Annotated in this window: 18 protein-coding genes; 8 read left to right on the top strand and 10 right to left on the bottom strand. The window is 75.5% G+C overall.

The genetic code is table 11. The annotated features are described in order from the left end of the window. Positions 1-2: 2 nt before the first annotated feature. On the bottom strand, positions 3-1,691 hold the full coding sequence (gene aceB / locus VKV23_02845) for a malate synthase A (GenBank protein HLI14974.1): 1,689 nt from the start codon (positions 1,689-1,691) through the stop codon (positions 3-5). 12 nt (positions 1,692-1,703) lie between these two features. On the opposite strand from aceB, the gene VKV23_02850 reads away from it, so the two are divergent. Then, positions 1,704-3,188 (top strand): helix-turn-helix domain-containing protein, encoded by a 1,485-nt coding sequence (locus VKV23_02850; protein HLI14975.1) that lies wholly within the window; start codon positions 1,704-1,706, stop codon positions 3,186-3,188. A 38-nt stretch (positions 3,189-3,226) separates the two neighbouring features. Then, positions 3,227-4,231: a malate dehydrogenase gene (locus VKV23_02855; GenBank protein ID HLI14976.1), complete on the top strand. Its 1,005-nt coding sequence runs from the start codon at positions 3,227-3,229 to the stop codon at positions 4,229-4,231. A gap of 384 nt (positions 4,232-4,615) precedes the next feature. Here the strand turns inward: VKV23_02855 and VKV23_02860 are convergent, their stop codons facing one another. The 4 genes from VKV23_02860 to VKV23_02875 are packed head-to-tail and all read right to left on the bottom strand — an operon-like array spanning position 4,616 to position 8,534. Then, on the bottom strand, positions 4,616-4,996 hold the full coding sequence (locus VKV23_02860; GenBank protein HLI14977.1) for a hypothetical protein: 381 nt from the start codon (positions 4,994-4,996) through the stop codon (positions 4,616-4,618). A gap of 6 nt (positions 4,997-5,002) precedes the next feature. Beyond that, positions 5,003-5,869, bottom strand: a complete 867-nt coding sequence (locus tag VKV23_02865) for a succinate dehydrogenase/fumarate reductase iron-sulfur subunit (GenBank protein ID HLI14978.1) — start codon at positions 5,867-5,869, stop codon at positions 5,003-5,005. Then, the gene (locus tag VKV23_02870) at positions 5,869-7,671 is read right to left on the bottom strand and encodes a fumarate reductase/succinate dehydrogenase flavoprotein subunit (GenBank protein ID HLI14979.1); all 1,803 of its coding nucleotides are present in this window, start codon (positions 7,669-7,671) and stop codon (positions 5,869-5,871) included. Before VKV23_02870 ends, VKV23_02865 begins: the two co-directional genes overlap by 1 nt. Then, positions 7,671-8,534: a hypothetical protein gene (locus VKV23_02875; protein ID HLI14980.1), complete on the bottom strand. Its 864-nt coding sequence runs from the start codon at positions 8,532-8,534 to the stop codon at positions 7,671-7,673. Before VKV23_02875 ends, VKV23_02870 begins: the two co-directional genes overlap by 1 nt. Positions 8,535-8,667: 133 nt before the next feature. Between VKV23_02875 and VKV23_02880 the strand changes: the two genes are divergently transcribed. The 3 genes from VKV23_02880 (at position 8,668) to VKV23_02890 (ending at position 12,615) form a co-directional block, all read left to right on the top strand. After that, entirely contained in the window at positions 8,668-10,092 is a 1,425-nt protein-coding gene (locus VKV23_02880; GenBank protein HLI14981.1) for a sigma 54-interacting transcriptional regulator, read from the top strand. 1 nt (position 10,093) lies between these two features. Continuing rightward, a complete protein-coding gene (locus VKV23_02885; protein ID HLI14982.1) occupies positions 10,094-12,127 on the top strand; it encodes a VWA domain-containing protein in 2,034 nt (677 codons plus the stop codon). 215 nt (positions 12,128-12,342) lie between these two features. After that, positions 12,343-12,615, top strand: coding sequence for a WhiB family transcriptional regulator (locus VKV23_02890; protein ID HLI14983.1), 273 nt, complete (start codon positions 12,343-12,345; stop codon positions 12,613-12,615). A gap of 22 nt (positions 12,616-12,637) precedes the next feature. Here VKV23_02890 and VKV23_02895 read toward each other — a convergent pair whose 3' ends face one another. Beyond that, positions 12,638-13,465, bottom strand: coding sequence for a hypothetical protein (locus VKV23_02895; GenBank protein HLI14984.1), 828 nt, complete (start codon positions 13,463-13,465; stop codon positions 12,638-12,640). Between the two features lie 20 nt (positions 13,466-13,485). Then, entirely contained in the window at positions 13,486-13,731 is a 246-nt protein-coding gene (locus VKV23_02900; GenBank protein ID HLI14985.1) for a WhiB family transcriptional regulator, read from the bottom strand. A gap of 185 nt (positions 13,732-13,916) precedes the next feature. On the opposite strand from VKV23_02900, the gene VKV23_02905 reads away from it, so the two are divergent. Next, positions 13,917-14,210: a hypothetical protein gene (locus VKV23_02905; protein HLI14986.1), complete on the top strand. Its 294-nt coding sequence runs from the start codon at positions 13,917-13,919 to the stop codon at positions 14,208-14,210. A gap of 25 nt (positions 14,211-14,235) precedes the next feature. Here VKV23_02905 and VKV23_02910 read toward each other — a convergent pair whose 3' ends face one another. Continuing rightward, positions 14,236-15,417: a zinc-dependent metalloprotease gene (locus VKV23_02910; GenBank protein HLI14987.1), complete on the bottom strand. Its 1,182-nt coding sequence runs from the start codon at positions 15,415-15,417 to the stop codon at positions 14,236-14,238. A gap of 59 nt (positions 15,418-15,476) precedes the next feature. After that, on the bottom strand, positions 15,477-16,640 hold the full coding sequence (locus tag VKV23_02915) for a PDZ domain-containing protein (GenBank protein ID HLI14988.1): 1,164 nt from the start codon (positions 16,638-16,640) through the stop codon (positions 15,477-15,479). Between the two features lie 113 nt (positions 16,641-16,753). On the opposite strand from VKV23_02915, the gene VKV23_02920 reads away from it, so the two are divergent. Beyond that, positions 16,754-17,761: a rod shape-determining protein gene (locus VKV23_02920; protein HLI14989.1), complete on the top strand. Its 1,008-nt coding sequence runs from the start codon at positions 16,754-16,756 to the stop codon at positions 17,759-17,761. Here VKV23_02920 and VKV23_02925 read toward each other — a convergent pair. Beyond that, positions 17,739-18,383, bottom strand: a complete 645-nt coding sequence (locus tag VKV23_02925; GenBank protein ID HLI14990.1) for a HEAT repeat domain-containing protein — start codon at positions 18,381-18,383, stop codon at positions 17,739-17,741. The two genes, VKV23_02920 and VKV23_02925, sit on opposite strands and share 23 nt — an antisense overlap. Before the next feature lie 22 nt (positions 18,384-18,405). Here VKV23_02925 and VKV23_02930 point away from each other — a divergent pair, with 22 nt between their 5' ends. Continuing rightward, positions 18,406-19,614, top strand: coding sequence for a PDZ domain-containing protein (locus tag VKV23_02930; protein ID HLI14991.1), 1,209 nt, complete (start codon positions 18,406-18,408; stop codon positions 19,612-19,614). The last annotated feature ends 6 nt before the right edge of the window (positions 19,615-19,620 follow it).

Below are 19,620 nucleotides of genomic sequence, written 5' to 3' on the forward strand. Positions count from 1 at the left end.
CCTCACTCGAGGAGCTCGCCGGCAGGGATGGTGAGGAAGGGGAGGAAGTCGTCGGAGAGCGCGACCTGCTCGAAGACGGCGCGGGCGCGTGCGAGGCGCCCGTCGGCGGCCGGGTCCCCCGTCGTGCGCCGGGCGACCTCGGCCGCGGCGAGGGCGCGCACGAGGGGCGCGTCGACCCTCGCGCCGTCGGGCAGCACGACGCCGTGGTGCACCCACTGCCAGACCTGGGCGCGGCAGATCTCGGCGGTCGCGGCGTCCTCCATGAGGTCGTCGATCGCGGCCGCCCCGGTGCCGCCGAGCCAGGCGTCGAGGTAGGCGATGCCGACCGAGACGTTGCGCCACAGCCCCTCGCGGGTGATCCCGCCCGGGGGGCACTCGACCGCGAGCAGGTCGGCGGCGCCGACGGCGACGTCGTCGCGGGTGCGCTCGAGCTGGTTCGGCCGCTCGCCGAGCACGGCGTCGAACTCGGCGCGCGCCGTCGCGACGAGGTCGGGGTGGGCGACCCAGGTACCGTCGAAGCCGTCGCGGGCCTCGCGCCGCTTGTCCTCGGCGACCTTGCGCAGCGCCTCGGCCGTGACCTCGGGCTTGCGCCGGTTCGGGATGAAGGCGGCCATCCCGCCGATGGCGTGCGCCCCGCGCCGGTGGCAGGTCGCGACGAGCAGCTCGGTGTACGCGCGCATGAACGGGACCGTCATCGTCACGCTGGAGCGATCCGGGAGGAGGAAGCGCTCGTGGCGCCCGAGCTTCTTCGCCACCGAGAAGATGTAGTCCCACCGCCCCGCGTTCAGCCCGCAGGCGTGCTGGCGCAGCTCGAAGAGGATCTCGTCCATCTCGAACGCGGCGAGGATCGTCTCGATGAGCACGGTGACGCGGATGCTGCCGCGCTCGAGGCCGAGCTCGTCCTCGGCGAAGCAGAGCACGTCCCGCCAGAGCCGGGCCTCGAGGTGGCCCTCGAGCTTCGGCAGGTACAGGTAGGGGCCGGCGCCGGCCTCGAGGAGGGCTCGGGCGTTGTGGAACAGGTGGCAGCCGGCGTCGAACAGGCTCGCGGACATCGCCTCGCCGTCCACGACGACGTGCCGCTCGTCGAGGTGCCAGCCGCGGGGGCGCACGACGAGCGTGGCCAGCTCCTCGCCGAGGCGGTAGACGCGCTCGGGGGTGGCGAGCTCGAGGCTGCGGCGGGCGGCGTCCTGCAGGTTGGCCTGCCCCGTGACGATGTTCGACCAGGTCGGCGACGTGGCGTCCTCGAGGTCGGCCATGAAGACGCGCGCGCCGGAGTTCAAGGCGTTGATCATCATCTTGCGGTCGGTGGGCCCGGTGATCTCGACCCGCCGGTCGACGAGCGGCGCCGGCGCGGGCGCCACCTTCCAGGCCCCGGCGCGCACCGCGGCGGTCTCGGCGAGGAAGTCGGGGAGCTCGCCGGCGTCGAGGCGGGCCTGGCGTGCGCGGCGGGCCTCGAGCAGCTCGGCCCGGCGCGCGCGGAAGCGGCGCTCCAAGGCGACGAGGAAGTCGACGGCGTCCGGCGTGAGGACCCGCGCGGCGAGCGGGTGCGCGTCGTGCGCGAAGCCGGTCGCCTGCTCCATCGTCTGCGTCGTCGCTTCCATGACCCTCCCTGCGACCTCCGTGCGCTTGAACTCGCGCTCTGCGCCAAGTATTGACAGAAGCGCCAAAATTTGTAAGGAATAGATCTGCACTTCTGCATAGATATGAGAAAAATCTCCGAAATTTCATCGGACGGGCGGCTGGATCCTCTCGTCTTCGGCCTGCGCCTGCGGCACCAGCGCCGGCGGGCGGGGATGACGCTCGCGCGCCTCGGCGAGGCGGTCGGGCGCCCCGCCTCCTACCTCTCGCAGCTCGAGAACGGGCGACGCGAGCCGCGCCTGTCCACGGTGAACGACCTCGCCCGGGCGCTCGGGTGCGCGCCGGGCGACCTCCTCGAGCCCGAGCCGCCGGACCGGCGGGCCGCCCTCGAGCTCGCGCTGGCGCGCCTGCAGGAGGACCCCCGGTACCGCGCGCTCCGCCTCCCCTACCTGCGGCCGTCGGCGCGCACGGAGGATGCCGTGCTCGAGCACATCGTCGCGCTCTTCGAGCGCGTCTCGGCCCTCGAACGGTCGCGGTCCTCGGCACCCGCCGGCCAGGGGGCGCGCGCCGCGAACGCGGCGATGCGCGAGGAGATGCGCCGGCGGGACAACTACTACCCCGAGATCGAGGCCGTGGCGGCCGAGGCGGTCGCCGCCATCGGCGAGGAGGGCGGCACCATCGTCTCCGAGCGCGCCCTCGCCGCGCTCGCCGCCCACTTCGGCTTCTCGATCGCCCGAGCGGCCGACCTGCCGGCGTCGACGCGCTCGGTCACGGACCTGCGCAACCGGGTGATCTACGTGGCGCAGCGCAACGACCTCCCGCCGCGCGCTGCCCGCTCGGTCGTCGCGCAGACCCTCGGCCACTTCGCGCTCGGCCACAGCGACCCCGCGGACTTCGCCGAGTACGTGCGCCAGCGCGTCGAGGCGAACTACTTCGCGGGGGCGCTGCTCGCGCCTGAGCGCCTCGCCGTGCCGCTGCTGGCGCACGCCAGGGCGACCGGCGACATCTCCGTCGAGGACCTGCGCGACGTCTTCTACATCTCCTACGAGATGGCCGCGCACCGGATGACGAACCTCCTGACGCGGCACTTCGACATCCCCGTCCACTTCCAGCGTTCGGACCCCGAGGGGGTGCTATGGAAGGCGTACGAGAACGACGGGGTCCCGCTGCCCGCCGACGACGACGGCACGGTCGAGGGCCAGCGCCTGTGCCGCCACTGGAGCGCCCGAGCCGCGTTCGACGCGGAGGACGCCTTCAGCCTCCACTACCAGTACACCGAGACGCCGGCGGGCGAGTTCTGGTGCTCGACGAGCATCGAGGCCGACGGCTCGACGCGCCACGCGGTCACCTTCGGCGTGCCCGCCGCCTACGCGCGGCACTTCCGCGGCCACGACACGGTGCGGCGGGCCCGATCGACCTGCCCGGACCCGTCCTGCTGCCGGGAGCCGAGTGCGGCGTCGGCCGCCCGCTGGGCGGGGCGCGCCTGGGCCTCCGCGCGCGACCGCAGCCACTTCGTCTCGGGCCTGCCGGCCGACGTCGCCTCGTTCAACCCCTTCCCGGGCGTCGACATGGCCGAGGTCTTCGCCTTCCTGGACCGCCACGCCGACTGAAGGTGCGCCGGGCGACCGCCTGCCGCTAACCTCCGGCCGTGACTGACCGCTCCTCGCCCACCAGGCGCCCGCTGCGCGTCGCCGTGACCGGCGCAGCCGGCCAGATCGGCTACTCGCTGGTCTTCCGCATCGCGGCCGGCGAGGCGTTCGGCCCGGACCAGCCCGTCGAGCTCCGCCTCCTCGAGATCGAGCCGGCGATGCCGGCGCTCGAGGGCGTCGTGATGGAGCTCGAGGACTGCGCGTTCCCGCTGCTCACCGACGTCGTTGCGACGACCGACCTGGCCCGGGCCTTCGACGGGGCCTCCTTCGCGCTCCTCGTCGGCTCGGTCCCGCGCAAGGCCGGGATGGAGCGCAAGGACCTCCTCGGCGTGAACGGCGCCATCTTCCGCCCCCAGGGCCGTGCGCTCGCCGAGCACGGCGCGAGCGACCTGCGCGTCCTCGTCGTCGGCAACCCCTGCAACACGAACTGCCTGATCGCCCGGTCGAACGCGCCGGAGGTGCCGGCCGAGCGCTTCTTCGCGATGACCCGCCTCGACGAGAACCGAGCCAAGTCCCAGCTCGCGAGGAAGGCGCAGGTGCCGGTGCGGGCGGTGACGAACGTCGCCATCTGGGGGAACCACTCCTCGACGCAGTTCCCGGACTTCGCGCACGCTCGCATCGACGGCCGGCCGGCGCCCGAGGTGATCCCCGAGCGCGCCTGGCTCGAGGGGGAGTTCATCTCGACCGTCCAGCAGCGCGGCGCCGCGGTGATCCAGGCGCGCGGCGCGTCGTCCGCGGCGTCGGCTGCGAACGCGGCGATCGACTCGGTGCGCTCCATCGTCAGCCCGACGCCGCCGGGGGACTGGTGCTCGCTCGCCGTCGTGTCCCACGGCGAGTACGGCATCCCCGAGGGGCTGCAGTTCGGCTTCCCGGTGCGCTCGGACGGCACGGCCTGGAGCGTCGTCGAGGGCCTCGAGCACGACGAGTTCGCCCGCGAGCGCATCCGCATCACGACCGAGGAGTTGCTCGCCGAGCGGGCCGAGGTCCTCGACCTGCTCACCTGAGCCGTCGCGCGCCGCGTCGGCGCGGCGCCGGCTCGCCGTCGGGCTCGGCGGCGGACCCGGCTCGGGCGAGGGCTTCCTGACGACGAGGGCGTGGGCGTCGGGCCAGCTCGCCGGGCGACCACCCGGGCGCGTCCCGCGCCGCGCCTCCTCGCGGACGAGGACGGGCGAGCGCCGCGTCGGGCGGTTCGGGCGTGCACGGCGTCGCCTCGGGCCGCACGAGGGCGCTGGCCGCGCCCGGGCGCTCGCCGCCCGCCGGCAGGGGGCATCCTTCCCGCTCGTGGTCGTGCGGCGCTGAGGAGCCCCGACCGTCTCGCCTCGCTCGTGCGTCGCCTCCTCCGGGGCTGGCGCGCCGCGGCCGTCCCCGCTCCGGGCGCGCTCGCCGCCCTACCCGAGCTCCGTCGCCTCGGCGAGCTCGCCGAGGGGGCCGGCGAGCGCGGCGAGGCGCTCCTGGGCGGCGAGGAGGACCGCCGCGTCGCCGCGCACCTTCACGCGCCCGGCGGCGAGCACCTCGGCGAGGGCCCGCCCCGAGGCGATCTGGAGGGCCGTCTCGTAGTCCTCGACGAGGACGACCTGCGCGTCGGCGACGCCCGGGCGACGCACGCCGGGCGAGGGTCCCCCGAGGACGACGGTGTAGGCGACGTCCCCTGCCGGCGTGCCGGTGATGACCTGGCCGATCGCGAGCGGCGGGCCGTCGGTGGCGCCGTCTCCCCCCTGGCTGACGACGTCCGCGAGGGCGCAGAACCACTCGTCGGACAGGAAGCGCATCCCCACCTACGAGCGGCGTCCCCGGCGCGTGCCGGCCACGATGACCTCGTTCGCCCGCGCCGCGGGGGTGTCGGCGAGGGCGACGTGCGCGGGCGTGGGTGCCGGGCGGCGGCGGATCTTGCGGCCCAGCCACGCGACTGGGTCGTAGCGGACGTCGACCGCCCGCTCCTTCAGGGGGATGATCGCGTTGTCGGTGATGTGGATCCCCTCGGGGCACACCTCCGTGCAGCACTTCGTGATGTTGCACAGGCCGATGCCGAAGGCGCGCGAGACGGCGTCTCGGCGGTCCAGCGTGTCGAGCGGGTGCATCTCGAGCTCCGCCAGGCGCACGAAGAAGCGGGGGCCGACGTAGCGCTCCTTGTTCTCCTCGTGGTCACGGATCACGTGGCAGACGTTCTGGCACAGGAAGCACTCGATGCACTTGTGGAACTCCTGGAGCCGGTCGATGTCGATCTGGGCCATGCGCCGCATGCCGTCGGGGTCCCGCGGGCCGAGGCGCGTCGTCGGGATGCGGCGCGCCTCGGCGAAGTTGAACGAGACGTCGGTCACGAGGTCGCGCAGGATCGGGAAGGTGCGCAGCGGGGAGATCGTGACCGGCTCGCCCGCGGGCAGGCTGGACATGCGCGTCATGCACATGAGGCGCGGGATGCCGTTGACCTCCGCGCTGCACGAGCCGCACTTGCCGGCCTTGCAGTTCCAGCGCACCGCGAGGTCCGGCGCCAGCTCCGCCTGGACGCGGTGGACGACGTCGAGCACGACCTCGCCCTCCTGGGCCGCGAGCGTGTAGTCGCGGAACTCCCCGCCCTGCTCGTCGCCGCGCCAGATGCGCAGCGTCACCTGCGCCGGCCGGTCGGCGCCCGCTCCGGTCGCCATCAGTGCGCCTCCTCGAACAGCGCCCGCAGCTCGGCGGGCATCTCGGGGAGCGGCTCGGGGGAGACGACGACGTCACCGCCGACGAGCCGCGTCACCATGTTCAGCTTCCCGAACCGCTCGTCGTCGGCGCTCGGGTAGTCGTCGCGGGTGTGTCCGCCGCGGCTCTCCTTGCGCTCGATCGCCGCGAGCGTCGTGCAGCGCGCCACCGCGAGCATCGACTCGAGGTCGAGCGCGAGGTGCCAGCCCGGGTTGAACTGGCGGTTGCCCTCGACGGTCACCTCGGCCGCCCGCTTGTCGAGCTCGTCGAGGCGGTGGACGGCCTCGACGAGCTCGGCCTCCGTCCGGATGATCCCGACGAGGTCCTGCATCGTCTCCTGCAGGGCGTGGTGCACCGCGTAGGGGTTCTCGCCGCCCTCGTGCTCGAAGTAGGCGAGGGCGTGCCGGGTGGCCTCGTCGACGAGCGCGTCGTCGACCGGCGCCGCCTCGCGCCGGCCGAGCGCGTGCTCGGCGGCCGCGGCGCCGGCGCGCCGGCCGAAGACGAGGAGGTCGGAGAGGGAGTTGCCCCCGAGCCGGTTCGCGCCGTGCATCCCGCCTGCCACCTCGCCGGCGGCGTACAGCCCGGGGACGGTCGTGGCCGCGGTGTCGGCGTCGACGCGCACGCCGCCCATGACGTAGTGGCAGGTCGGCCCGATCTCCATCGGGTCCTTCGTGATGTCGACGTCGGCGAGCTCCTTGAACTGGTGGTACATCGAGGGCAGGCGCCGCCGGATGTACTCGGGGGGGCGGCGCGAGGCGATGTCGAGGTAGACGCCGCCGTGCGGGCTGCCCCGCCCGGCCTTCACCTCGGCGTTGATCGCCCGGGCGACCTCGTCGCGCGGCAGGAGCTCGGGGGGTCGGCGGAAGTCCTTCTTGTTGTCGTACCACTGGTCCGCCTCCTCGATCGAGGAGGCGGTCTCCTTCGCGTAGTACTCGGGGATGTAGTTGAACATGAAGCGCTCGCCGTCGCGGTTGCGCAGCACCCCGCCGTCCCCGCGGACGCCCTCGGTGACGAGCAGGCCGCGCGCCGAGGGCGGCCAGACCATGCCGGTCGGGTGGAACTGGACGAACTCCATGTCGATGAGGTCGGCGCCTGCCCACAGGGCGAGTGCGTGGCCGTCGCCGGTCGACTCCCAGGAGTTCGAGGTGAACTTCCAGGCCTTCCCGATCCCGCCGGACGCGAGCACGACCGCCTTCGCCCGGAAGACGACGAAGCGGCCCGACTCGCGCCACAGCCCGAGCGCCCCGTTCACCGCGCCCGAGGAGTCCTTGAGGAGGCGGAGCACCTTGCACTCCATGAAGACCTCGATGCCGAGGCTCACCGCCTGGTGCTGCACCGTCCGCAGCAGCTCGAGCCCGGTCCGGTCGCCGACGTGCGCGAGGCGGGCGTAGCGGTGGCCGCCGAAGTCCCGCTGGAGGATCCGGCCGTCGGGCGTGCGGTCGAAGATCGCGCCCCAGTCCTCGAGCTCGAGGACGCGCTCGGGCGCCTCCTGGGCGTGCAGCTGCGCCATGCGCCAGTTGTTCAGCATCTTGCCGCCGCGCATCGTGTCCCGGAAGTGGACCTTCCAGTTGTCCTCGGGCCAGACGTTGCCGAGGGCCGCGGCGACCCCCCCCTCGGCCATCACCGTGTGCGCCTTGCCGAGGAGCGACTTGCACACGACCGCGGTGCGCGCGCCGAGCGAGCTCGCCTCGATCGCGGCGCGCAGCCCCGCGCCGCCGGCGCCGATGACGAGGACGTCGCAGGTGTGCGTCTCGAGGTCCGGCATCAGATGATCCTCGGGTCGTGGATCGTGCCGCTCGCCACGAGCCAGGTGTACAGGTCGGTCACGACGATCGAGAAGAGCGAGCACCAGGCCCACAGCTGGTGGTGCTCGTTGAGCGGCGTCGAGACGTTCTTCCAGAAGAAGTAGCGCAGGCGCGCCCGGGAGAAGCGCTTCAGGCCCCCGCCGCACAGGTGCCGGCAGGCGTGGCAGCCGAGCGTGTAGGCCCAGATGAGCACGGCGTTGGCGACGAAGATGAGCGTCCCCACGCCGAGGCCGACCCCGTCGCGAAAGCGGAAGGCGGTGATCGCGTCCCAGGTGAGGATGCCGGCGAAGATCACCGCGAAGTACCAGGTGTAGCGGTGGATGTTCTGGAGGACGAGCGGGAAGCGGGTCTCGCCGGTGTAGCGGCGGCGCAGCCCCCGGGCCCGCTGGGAGCCGGCGTCGGGCACGGCGCACGCCGGCGGGGACAGCCACAGCGAGCGGTAGTAGGCCTTGCGGTAGTAGTAGCAGGTGGTGCGGAAGGCGCCGGGGAAGATGAGGATCAGCCAGGCCGGCGAGATGCGCCAGAAGTCGCCGAAGAGCGGTCCCCACACGTAGCCGGCCGTGACGCACGAGTGGGTGAGGCACGGCGAGTAGTAGGGCGAGAGGTAGTCGCGCCCGACCGAGCCGGCGTAGAAGTCGCCGTTGCGCAGGGCCGCCCAGATCGAGTAGCCGATGAAGCCGAGCAGGCCGGCGGCGACGGCGATGGGCTGGACGCGCCAGCGGTCCCGGCGCAGCACGCTCGAGAGCGGCGGCCCGCCGCGCGGCCCCCCGATCTCGACCGGCGTCGGCGTCGCCTCGCGCTGTTCAACGACGGTCACGGCCATCCTCCATTCCTCGGTGAGCCGGCTCGGCGGGCGCTCGCCAACCCGACCGGGCCCAGGCCGTCGGACATCCTCGCGCGCCGCGCCGGCGGGCGGCGAAACGGCGACCGGCCGGCGCAGCGGTAGGGTGGGGCGGGTGACCGACGCGCCGAACGAGCGGACGCCGCGCCCGAGCACCGTCGGCGAGCTGCGCGAGAGCGGCTGGGTGTCGGTCCCGGTCCGGGAGGAGGTGCGGCGCAACGCGCTGGCGCGCATCGCCGCCGGCCTCCCCGTCGTGGCGGGGGTGCTCGGCTTCGAGCACAGCGTCATCCCCCAGCTCGAGCACGCCCTCCTGGCAGGCCACGACATCATCCTCCTCGGCGAGCGCGGCCAGGCGAAGTCCCGCATCATCCGCTCGCTCGTCGACCTGCTCGACCCCTTCGTCCCGGCCCTCGCCGGCTCCGAGGTGCACGACGACCCCTTCCGGCCGGCGTCGCGCCAGGGGCGCGACCTCGTCGCCGAGCTCGGCGACAAGGCGCCGATCACCTGGGTGGGGCGGGCCGAGCGCTACGCGGAGAAGCTCGCCACCCCCGACACCACGATCGCCGACCTGATCGGGGAGGTCGACCCGATCAAGGTGGCGGAGGGCCGCTACCTGTCGGACGAACTCACGATCCACTACGGCCTCGTTCCGCGAGCCAACCGCGGCATCTTCGCGGTGAACGAGCTGCCGGACCTCGCCGAGCGGATCCAGGTCGGCCTCCTCAACGTGCTCGAGGAGCGCGACGTCCAGATCCGGGGCTTCCGCGTCCGCCTGCCCCTCGACGTCCTCCTCGTCGCGTCCGCCAACCCGGAGGACTACACGAGCCGCGGCCGGATCATCACCCCCCTCAAGGACCGCTTCGGCGCCCAGATCCGCACGCACTACCCGCCCGACGTCGCCACGGAGGTCGCGATCGTCGCCCAGGAGGCCCGCCCCGCCTCGGCGCCGGGCATTGCCGTGCGGGTCCCGGCGTTCATGGCCGAGGTGACGGCCCGCCTCAGCCAGCGCGCCCGGGCGAGCCCGAAGGTGAACCAGCGCTCGGGGGTCTCGGTCCGCCTCAGCATCGCCAACTACGAGACCCTCGTCGCCGCCGCGCTGCGGCGCGGCGCACGCCTTCGCGAGGCGGAGGTCGCGCCCCGCCCGAGCGACCTGTCGGCGCTCGCCGCCTCCACCCTCGGCAAGGTCGAGGTGGAGTCCTTCGACGAGGAGGACGACGCCGCGATCCTCGCCGAGCTGGTCGACGCCGCGCTCTTGGAGACCTTCCGCGCCGCCGGCCCCGGCGGCTCGCTCGCCGAGGTCGTCGCCGGCTTCGACGCCGGCCTCGTCGCCGAGGTCGGCCCCGAGGTGCCCCTCGCCGCCTACGAGGCGCTCGCCGCCAGCCTCCCCGCCCTCGGGGAGGCGGCGGCCGCCGTCGTCGGCGCCGAGGCAGGAGCCGCCGAGCGCGCGAGCGCCGTCGAGCTCGTCCTCGAGGGCCTCCACCTCACCCGCCGGCTCGCCAAGTCGGTCGAGGGCGGCACCGCCGCCTACCGGGGCAGGTAGCGTGGGCGCGCTGCGCTGGCGCTACGAGCGCTGGACGGGCGCGGTGGGCGAGGGGCCCGCGCCGCCCGGCGCGGACGACGTCCTCGCTGCCGCCGCCGACGATCTCGCCTACCACGGGGATCTCGACGCCGCCCTGCGGCGCCTGCTGCGCGAGGGCTTCACCACCGCCGCCGGGCGCCGCGTCGCTGGGCTGCGCGAGCTCCTCGAGGAGGTGCGCCGCCGCCGCCGGGAGCTGCTCGCGGCGCACGACGCCGACGGGCTCACGCGATCGGTGCGCGAGGAGCTCGACGCGATCGTCGAGCGCGAGCGCGCCGAGCTCGAGGCCCGGGTAGCGGCCGCTCGCGGCGAGGACGCTCCGCCGAGCGCCAGGTCGGCCGGCGACGCCGCGCTCGAGGCGCTCGGCGAGCTCGACCTCCTCCCGGCGCCCCTCGGCCAGCGCCTGGCCGCCCTCCAGCGCTACGAGTTCGCGTCGCCCGAGGCGGCGAGCGCCTTCTCGCGCCTCATCGAGCGGCTCCGACGCTCGCTCGTCGAGCTCCAGCTCTCGCGGGCCGCAGGGCTGGCCGCGGCGTCGCCCGCCGAGCGGGCGCGCCTCGGCGAGGCGCTCGACGCCCTGAGCACGCTGCTCGAGCAGCGCCGGGCCGGACTACCCCTCGAGCCCGACTTCTCGTCGTTCGTCGAGCGCTTCGGCGACCTCTTCCCCCCGGCGGAGGACCTCGACGGCCTGCTCGCCAGGCTGGCCTCGCGCCTGCAGGCGGCGGGCGCCGTCCTCGCCTCGATGACGCCGGCCGAGCGAGCCGAGCTCGAGGCGCTCGCCGCCGGGCTGCTCGCGGACGAGGAGCTCGGCCGCCGTCTCGACCGCCTCGCCGCTGCGCTCGCCGGCACGCTCGCCCCCCTCGAGCCGGTGGACGGACCGGGCGGGCTCGCGCTCTCCTTCGAGGAGGCGAGCGACGTCGCCGCGCAGCTCGCCGAGCTCTCGGAGCTCGAGGCGTTCCTCGCCGGCACCGACACGCCCGCGGCCCTCGCGGAGGCGGACCTCGAGCGGGTGGCGGAGCTCGTCTCGCGAGACGCGGCCGCGTCGCTCGAGGCGCTCGCGCAGCTGACGCGCCGGCTCGAGGCCGAAGGCCTCGTCGCGCGCCGCGGCGAGCGCCTCGCGCTCACGCCGCGGGGCCTCCGCCGCCTCGGGGCGCACGCACTCGGGGAGGTGTTCTCCCGGCTGGGGCGCGCTCGCTCGGGCGAGCACCTCGTCCTCGAGCCGGGACCGGGGCACGAGCGTGCCGAGACGACTCGGCCCTACGAGCCCGGCGACGCCTTCGATCTCAACGTCGAGCGGACGCTGCGCAACGGCCTCGTCCGCCTGGCCCGGGCCCGCGAGACGCCCTCGGTGGCGCTGGCGCGGCCGATCGCGCTGTCCGTCGAGGACTTCGAGATCGACGAGCGCGAGCGGGTGACGGGCGCGGCGAGCGTGCTCGCGCTCGACCTGTCGCTGTCGATGCCGATGCGCGACAACTTCCTCGCCGCGAAGAAGGTCGCGCTCGCGCTGCAGTCGCTCATCGCGTCGCGCTACCCCCGCGACTTCCTCGGCCTGATCGGCTTCTCGGCGACGGCGCGCGTCATCGAGCCGTCGAAGCTCGCCGAGGTCTCGTGGGACTACACCTACGGGACGAACCTGCAGCACGCCCTGGCGCTCAGCCGGAGGATGCTCGCGCACCGCCGGGGGACCCGCCAGGTGCTCCTCGTCACCGACGGCGAGCCCACGGCGCACGTCGAGCCCGACGGCCAGGTCTTCTTCAGCTACCCGCCGACGCGCGAGACGATCGAGGAGACCCTCGCCGAGGTGGCCCGCTGCACGCGCGAGAAGATCGTCATCAACACCTTCGCCCTCGACGCCACCGGGTCGCTGCGGCGCTTCGTCGAGACGATGGCTCGCCTGAACGGCGGGCGCGCGTTCTTCGCGACGCCCGAGGACCTCGGCCCCTGCCTCCTCGTCGACTTCGTGTCGGGCCACCGGGCGACGCGGCGCCTCGCCGGCGCCTAGGCGCGCCGAGGCCGGGTCGGGCGCCCCGCCGTCGGGGGCGTGGGTCGTCGCGAAGCCGTCGCGAGGCCGGAGCCGGCGTGCAGGCCCGAGGCGGGAGCGGCCGCTCGCGCCGCGCCGACCCCTTGCGCGGCGCCTGGCTGCCGGCCATCATGGTAACAACGGTGTAATTTCACCGTTGCCACTCCTCGGGTGGCGCAGCGCAAGGGAGGGTGCCGGTGGACATCCAGGCGCTCGTCAGCGGAGAGGGTCGGTCCTGGCAGGCGCGGGCGAACTGCCTCGGCGTGGATCCCGAGCTCTTCTTCCCGGAGCGGGGCACCTCGACCCGTGAGGCGAAGGAGGTCTGCAGGGGATGCGTCGTGCGCGAGGACTGCCTCGACTTCGCCATCGCGAACGGCGAGAAGTTCGGCATCTGGGGGGGCATGAGCGAGCGTGAGCGGCGTCGCGTCCGGCGCGCCCGCATCCTCGAGACCCGCCACGCGGCGTCGTAGCCGTCGCGGCGCGCAGCGCCGCTCAGCCGCACGTGCCGCCTCGCCGCCTCCGGGCGAGGCGGGCCTCGATCGTCCGGTCCTCGCCGAGGTCGAGCTCGGCGTGGCGAGCCCGCGGGATCCGCTCGAGCAGGCCGGCCGGCACGAGGCCGACGAGCTCGGCGCGTTCGATCCTGGTACGGGCGCGCACGGCGTCGAAGACCGCGTCCGGCCCGACGAGCTCTGGCGCGACGAGGTTGCAGGAGACCTGGGCACGCCCGCCGAGCTCGAGGCCGAGGGCGCGCACCGCGGGGGAGCGCAGCTCGCGCGCCAGGCTGCGGGCCAGCTCGACGTCGGGCTCGGCGAGCCAGAGGTTGTAGGCGACGAGGACCTGGCGGGCGCCGACGCAGGTCGCGCCCCAGCGGGGGTGCGGGTGCGGCTCCCCGACGTCCGGGTCGAGGCCGCGGAAGGCCCGGCGCCGAACGTCAGGGAGCGTGCGCTCGGGCCCGTAGTAGAAGCAGGGGAGTCCGTGGGTCCTGGCGGCCCACTCGGCGAAGGCGCGACGGGCCGCGAGCGCCTCGGCGAGGTCGAGCGGGCCGAGGTGGCCCGGCTCGAAGGGGACGAAGGGGACGACGTCGACGACGCCGAGGCGAGGGTGCGCGCCCTCGTGCCGGGCGAGGTCGAGCCGGTCGAGTGCCGCGCTCGTGAGCGCCCGGGCTGCCTCGTCGACGCCGTCGCCGACGAGGGTCCACACGCTGCGGTTGTGCCACGGATCCGCGTGCCGGTCGGCGAGGGCGTCGCCCGCGGCGGCGGCGAGCTCGTCGAGGAGCGCTCCGCTGCGGCCCTCGCTCAGGTTGACGACGCACTCGAGCACGCGTCGGGCGCGCTCGTGGCTCAGTCGACGCGGTGCAGCGACAGGTGGCGGCGCTGGCGCGCCAGGCGTCGGCGCTCGCGCTCGGAGGTCCCGCCCCAGACCCCGTGGTCGATGTGGTTCTCCATCGCGTACTCGAGGCAGGGCGCCTTCACGGGGCAGTCGACGCAGATCTTTCGTGCCGCCTCGACGCCGACGCCGTCGCTCGGGAAGAAGGTCTCGGGCGGCAGGTCCCGGCACTTGCCCCGCGCCATCCACTCCGTGTCCATCACACCACCCGTCCTCCGTCTGGCGACCACGCACCGGGCACGGAGCTGGCCGCGAGTGTCGCTCAGCGCGATCTGGCCTGCAGCCTCAGGATATACCCTCGTGCTCGCCGGACCAGACCCGCTGCCGAGGGCGCCCGGCGCTCGCCGGTAGACTGCGCCGTCGCCGAGCGACCGAGGGAGCGACCATGACGATGCCTGACGAGACCGCTGCGCCCGAGCCGCCGCGTGGGCACGTCCGGATCGTCTACCTCGGGCCGGTCGCCCCGCACTGGGAGGTGGAGTCGGAGTTCGGGGACCGCAGCGTCATCGAGGCCTTCCGCGAGCGGGCCCTCGCACGCCTCGTGCTCCTCCCGCCGCACGACCCGCAGTTCCGGCGCAACCGAGAGCGAGTCGTGCGAGACGCCGAACGGGAGAACCTCCTGCTCGAGTGGGACCTCGGCATCCCCGAGGCGGACGCGGAGGCCGGCTCGTCGGCGTGAGCGCACCGAGCCGGGCTCGCCGGTCCTAGTCGGCGCCCGGGTCCGGGAGGTGGATCCGCTCGATCCACAGCCCGGGCGCCTCCACCTCGGCCGGCGTCGGCAGGCTGGTGGCGGAGCGCCAGAGGAGCGCGAGCTCCTCCTCGCCGCCGCGCTCGAGCACGCCACGCACGAAGGCCTCGCCCCGGTCGAGCGTCGCCTGGTCGAGCCGTAGCCCGAGGAGCGCCTCGGCGCCACGCGACGCGTCGTCGTGCTCGACGCGCCGCCGCCGCATCGCCTCGCGGATCGGCAGGCGCGTCCCGACGACCCGCCGGGCGACGGTGTCGGTGACCCACTCGACGAAGCCGCCGGCCACGGCGGCGAGCGCCGAGAGCTCGGCGTCCACCCTTCGCAGCTCGGCCGAGTCGACGAGCCGGCCGAGCATCGCGGGGTCGCCGAGCAGGCGCGTCAGCGCGGGCAGGTCGCCGGCGTCCCCGAGCTGGGAGAGGTGCGACTCGAAGGCCCCGGGGTCCGGCGCGAAGCTCCCGGCGCGCTCGAGCAGGAGCGTCTCGAGGCGCTCGCGTACGTGCGGCCGCGACCAGACCGCGTGGGCGGCGACGTCGCGCACCGCGAGCCACACCACCGTGTCGTCGATGGGCAGGCTCCAGTCCGCGCAGAAGGAGCGGACGTTCTGGGGGACGGCGAGGAGCTCGTTGCCCGGGCGCGGGAGCGGCAGGTCGTACTGGCCGAGGGCGCGCTGCGCGAGGTGGCCGACGAGCGAGCCGATCTGCATCGCGATCATCGCCGGCGCGATCGTCTCCGCCCACAGACCGAGCAGCGCGGAGAGCTCGCCCTCGGCCTCCGGGGCGGGTGGCGGCGCCGCGCGCCGGTTGAGCGCGGCGGCGAGTCGCTCGAGCAGCGGGCGCCACGCGAGCAGGCTGCGGCGCGCCCACTCGGCGCGCCCGACCGGGTGCACCTCGAGGCGGCCGCTCGCCGGCGAGATGCCCGCCACGTCCGCCACGTGCAGCTCGGCGAGGTGGGTGAGCTCCTCGAAGCGCATCCGCTCGACCGGGTCGACGTTGCCGTCCTCGGCGCCCTCGCTCGCCACGCTGAGCGCGAGCTGGAGCGCGAGCTCCCACTGGAAGGGCGAGTCGGTCCGCAGGAGCTTCAGCAGGTCGCCGAGCAGGCCCTGGAAGAAGCCCCCCATGCCCGCGGGCACCTCCGGGTCCATACCGCCGAATCTAGGGCGCGCGCGGCGTGCGCCGTTCGGGGCGCCGGCGTGCCGTGTCGCTACGGCCGGTCCTCGAGGAGGGCGTGCACGCTGCGCGCCCTGCCGGCGCGCTCGACCCGCAGCAGCACGGCGACGTGCGGGCGGAGGGCGTAGAGCCGCCCGAGGAGGACCGCCGTCGAGCCGACGGCGTGGCCGTCGATCGCCTCGATCACGTCCCCTGGCTGCAGCCCCGCCGCCGCGGCGGCGCTGTCGGGCGCGACCGCGACGACCTCTGCCCCGTCGGCCGCACCCTGGACGGTCACGCCGAGCCAGCCGTGGCGCACGCGTCCGGTGTGCATGAGCTGGGCGGCGACGGCGAGCTCGAGCCAGGACGGCACTGCGCTGTCCGGGCCGGCGAGCATCCCGACGACCTCGCCGCGGCCGTCCACGATCGTGCTGCCGAGCGGCGCGTCCGGCGGGAGCCCGAGCGACATGGCGTCGACGAGGCCGGCACCTGCGCCGTCCGGGGCGCGCACCGTGGCGAGGTCGTCGTCGGCGCCGCCCGGTGCGGTGAGCGCGATGGCGAGCTCGCCGCGTCGAGGCGAGGTGGTCGTGAAGGGCGCGACGGGCAGTGCCGTCACGGCGTTGACGTGGACCACGGCGAGGCCGCTCGCCCGGTCCAGGCCGACGAGCGTGCCCACGTAGGGGTTGTCGTCGTCGGCGAGCGTGACGAGGATCGCCGAGGCGCCGTCCACCGCCTCGGCGGGCACGAGGATCATCCCATCGGAGCGGACCACGAGGCCGAGGCCGTGCACGCTCGTGCCGTCGCGCGTCGTGTCGACGGCGGCGACCGAGGCGCCCGCGCGCGCGACGGCCCTCGCCAGGCTCGGCGCGAGCGCCGGGGCGGCGCCCCGCGCCGTCACGCTCGCGCTCGCCGTCGTGAGCGTCGGGCGGGCCTCGTCCTGGACGGTACCGCCCGTGATCGCGGTGGCGAGGTGGGTGCCAAGCACGACGAGACCCGTCGCGAGGAGCGCGCCGACGATCCCCGCCGTCCAGGCACTGGCGCGGCTCGGCTCCGTCGTGAGCCACCGGCGCCGGACGGCGACGGGGTCGAGGTGCAGCGACGGGTTGGCGCTGCCGAGCTCAGAGGGGTGGCGCCAGAGCCGGTCCTCGAGGGGGAGCGGCGGCCGGAGCGGCTCTTCCTCCTCCGGCGAGTCGTCGAAGTCCCCAGCGAAGGCCGCCACGGCGCAGCAGGCTAGCGCCGCCTCGCTGGGGAGGGTCGTCGCGGGCTGGCGACGGCACGGCCCGGTCGGGCGGCTCCTCCTAGCATGGCGGCCGTGGACCGCTGCGCCGTCCGATGAGCGCCGAGCTCGCGCTCGACCTCGGCACCGCCTTCACGCGCGTCGCCGACGCGAGCGGCGCCGTCGTGCTCGAGGAGCCGACCGTCGCGGCGGTGCACGCCGACAGCGGCCGCCTCGTCTGCTTCGGGCGGGCGGCGCTGGCCCTGGCACGGCGCGCCGCGGGGCGCGTCCGGCTCGTGCGGCCGGTGCGCCACGGCCAGCTGGCCGACCTGCGCACCGCCGAGGCGGTCCTCGGCGAGGTGCTCCGCCGCCTGCGGGCTGCCGGTCACGGGCGCCCCGCGGTGCTCGCCTGCGTGCACTGCGGGGCGACAGGCGTCGACCGGCGCGCCCTCGAGCGGGCGCTGCGCCGGGGCGGCGCGCGCCGCGTGGGCTTCATCGAGGCCCCCCTCGCTGGCGCGATCGCCCTCGGCCTCGCGGTCGAGGAGCCACGCGGGGCGATGGTCGTCGACGTCGGCGCGGGAACGGCGGACCTCGCCGTGCTCGCGCTCGGGGGGATCGCCTGCTCGCGCTCGGTCCGACGCGGCGGCGACGACGTGCTCGAGGCGATCCGCACCCTCCTGGCTCGACGCCACAACGTCGTCGTCGACGCTGGCGTCGCCGCCGAGGTGCGAGCTGCGCTCGCGACCCTCGACCCACGCGCCCCCGAGGCCTACGTCGAGGTCCTCGGACGCGACGCGAAGACCGGCCGTCCGGCGAGCGCCGTGCTGGCCCGTTCCGAGCTGCGTCCGCTGCTCGCCGACGTCTACGCGCCGCTGCTCGAGGCGGCGCGCGCCTGCCTCGCCGAGGCGCCGCCCGAGCTCGCGAACGACGTGCTCGGCTCGGGCGCCGTCCTCCTAGGGGGCGCCCTCGTCGACGGGCTCGAGCGTGCCGTGGCGGGCGCGACGGGCGTGAGCGTGCGCGTGGCCGGCGACGGCGGCCGCAGCGCCGTGCTCGGCGCGGCGCGCCGCCTCGGGCCGCGGGCGGGCGGGCGTGCGCCCGCGCTCAGCAGCGGTCTTCGCCGCTGAGCGACAGGACCTCGGCGGCGGCCTGGCGCACCTGCCAGTCGCGGTCCGCGAGGCAGCCGCGCAGCGCGGCGACGACCTCGGGGCCCTCGAAGGCCGCGAGCGCGACGGCCGCCCGGCGGCGCACCGCGGGGACGTCGCCGAGCGCGGCGAGCACGGCGGCGCGCCCGGCCTCGTCGCCGATGGCGCCGAGCGCGGCGACGGCCGCCTCGCGGCACAGCGGGTCCGGGTGCGCGCGCGCCACCGTGGCGAGGCGGGCGACCGCACGGCTGTCCCCCACCTCGCCGAGGGCGAACGACGCGGCCTCGACGACCGCGGGGTCAGCGTCGTCGAGCAGGGGCCGGAAGTCGGCGCCGGGCAGCAGCGCGGCGAGCTCGCAGGCGGTCACCCGCACGGCGGGGTCGCGATCGCTGAGGGCGCGCGCGACGTCCCGGGGTCCGGCGAGTCCGCCGCGTGCCAGGGCGACGAGCGCGCCGGCGCGCGCCGAGGGGCGCTCGTCGTCGAGCGCGGCGCGCACCGTCGCCCAGTCCCCGGCTCGCGCGGCGAGGGCGATCTCGCCGCGCCGGCGCGCGCCGGCGAGCGCGTCGGCGCCGACGTCCACGGCGGGTGCGCGCTCGGCGCGCACCGGGCGTGGCAGGCTACGGCGCATGTCGCTCGAACCCGGGGACGCTGGCGCGACCGCCCCAGGGGGCTCCGCAGGAGAGGGGCAGCCGACGGCCCGCTCGCACGGCCGCAGGCTAGCGGCGCTGCGGCAGCGACCGGCGCAGCAGCGCGCCCGACGGCGCCGCCTCGGCTACGGCGTCGGCGCGCTCGTCGCGGCGGTGCTCGCGGCCACGCTCGTGTCGCTGCCGTACTACGCGATCGTGCCGGGTGCGGGCGTGGACGTCGCCGGCCTCATCGCCGTGCCGCGCCGCTTCGCCCACCACCACCGTGGCCAGGTCCTGCTCACCGACGTCGAGCTCGTGCCGCTACGCGCCATCACCTGGCCGTACTACCGACTCGATCCGAACGCCGAGATCGTGCCGGCCGCCGAGCTCACCGGCCCGGCGAGCGCCGCGCAGTACGACGAGCAGGGCGTGATCGACATGGCCGCGGCGCGCGAGGCAGCCACCTACGTCGCCCTGCGGACTCTCGGCTACCGGGTGCGAGCCGTCGAGCAGGCGCCGGTCGTCTACCAGCCGTTCCCGGGAGCGCCGGCCGCGGGCGAGCTCGCCGTCGGCGACGTGGTCACGGCCGTCGACGGGCACCCGACCGGTTCGTTCGGTGCCCTCGTGGCTGCCGTGCGGGCGCACCGGCCGGGCACGACGGTGATCGTGCGCACCCACCTGCTCGGCGCGGCGTCCTCGAGCACGCGCCAGGTCACCCTCGGCGTGCTCTACCGGCTGGCGAGCGGCGTGGTGTGCGAGCGCGCCGGCGCGCCGGCGCCGCGGGGCGCGACGGCGACCGCGACCGCCTGCCTCGGCCTCGCCTTCGCGCGCCGCTACGCCGTCGCCGGGGCGCCCTTCGCCGTGCGCCTGCGCAGCGACGGCATCGTCGGGCCCTCGGCCGGGCTGGCGTTCACGCTCGGGCTCATCGAGGAGCTCGACCGGGGCGACCTCACCGGCGGTCGCCGGGTGGCCGCGACGGGCACGATGTCGCTGGACGGGCAGGTCGGGGACGTCGGGGGCGTCGCGCAGAAGACGGTGGCCGTGCGCGACGCCGGTGCGAGCGTCTTCTTCGTCCCGCCCGCCGAGCTCGCGACGGCGCGCGCCCACGCGGGACCCCGCCTCAAGGTCTTCGCCGTCTCCTCGGTCGGCCAGGCGATCGACGACCTACGGCGCCTCGGCGGGTCCCTCGTGGCCTCCACGGGTCCCTGACGTCGT

This window comes from Acidimicrobiales bacterium, assembly GCA_035294085.1.
GTDB lineage: Bacteria > Actinomycetota > Acidimicrobiia > Acidimicrobiales > Bog-793 > DATGLP01.

Excerpts from the sequence above, each read along its gene's own strand:
- VKV23_02850 (HLI14975.1), top strand. The coding sequence starts at position 1,704 with ATGAGAAAAATCTCCGAAATTTCATCGGACGGGCGGCTGGATCCTCTC.
- VKV23_02860 (HLI14977.1), bottom strand. The coding sequence starts at position 4,996 with ATGCGCTTCCTGTCCGACGAGTGGTTCTGCGCCCTCGCGGACGTCGTC.
- VKV23_02865 (HLI14978.1), bottom strand. The coding sequence starts at position 5,869 with ATGGCGACCGGAGCGGGCGCCGACCGGCCGGCGCAGGTGACGCTGCGC.
- VKV23_02870 (HLI14979.1), bottom strand. The coding sequence starts at position 7,671 with ATGCCGGACCTCGAGACGCACACCTGCGACGTCCTCGTCATCGGCGCC.
- VKV23_02875 (HLI14980.1), bottom strand. The coding sequence starts at position 8,534 with ATGGCCGTGACCGTCGTTGAACAGCGCGAGGCGACGCCGACGCCGGTC.
- VKV23_02900 (HLI14985.1), bottom strand. The coding sequence starts at position 13,731 with ATGGACACGGAGTGGATGGCGCGGGGCAAGTGCCGGGACCTGCCGCCC.
- VKV23_02905 (HLI14986.1), top strand. The coding sequence starts at position 13,917 with ATGACGATGCCTGACGAGACCGCTGCGCCCGAGCCGCCGCGTGGGCAC.
- VKV23_02910 (HLI14987.1), bottom strand. The coding sequence starts at position 15,417 with ATGGACCCGGAGGTGCCCGCGGGCATGGGGGGCTTCTTCCAGGGCCTG.
- VKV23_02920 (HLI14989.1), top strand. The coding sequence starts at position 16,754 with ATGAGCGCCGAGCTCGCGCTCGACCTCGGCACCGCCTTCACGCGCGTC.
- VKV23_02930 (HLI14991.1), top strand. The coding sequence starts at position 18,406 with ATGTCGCTCGAACCCGGGGACGCTGGCGCGACCGCCCCAGGGGGCTCC.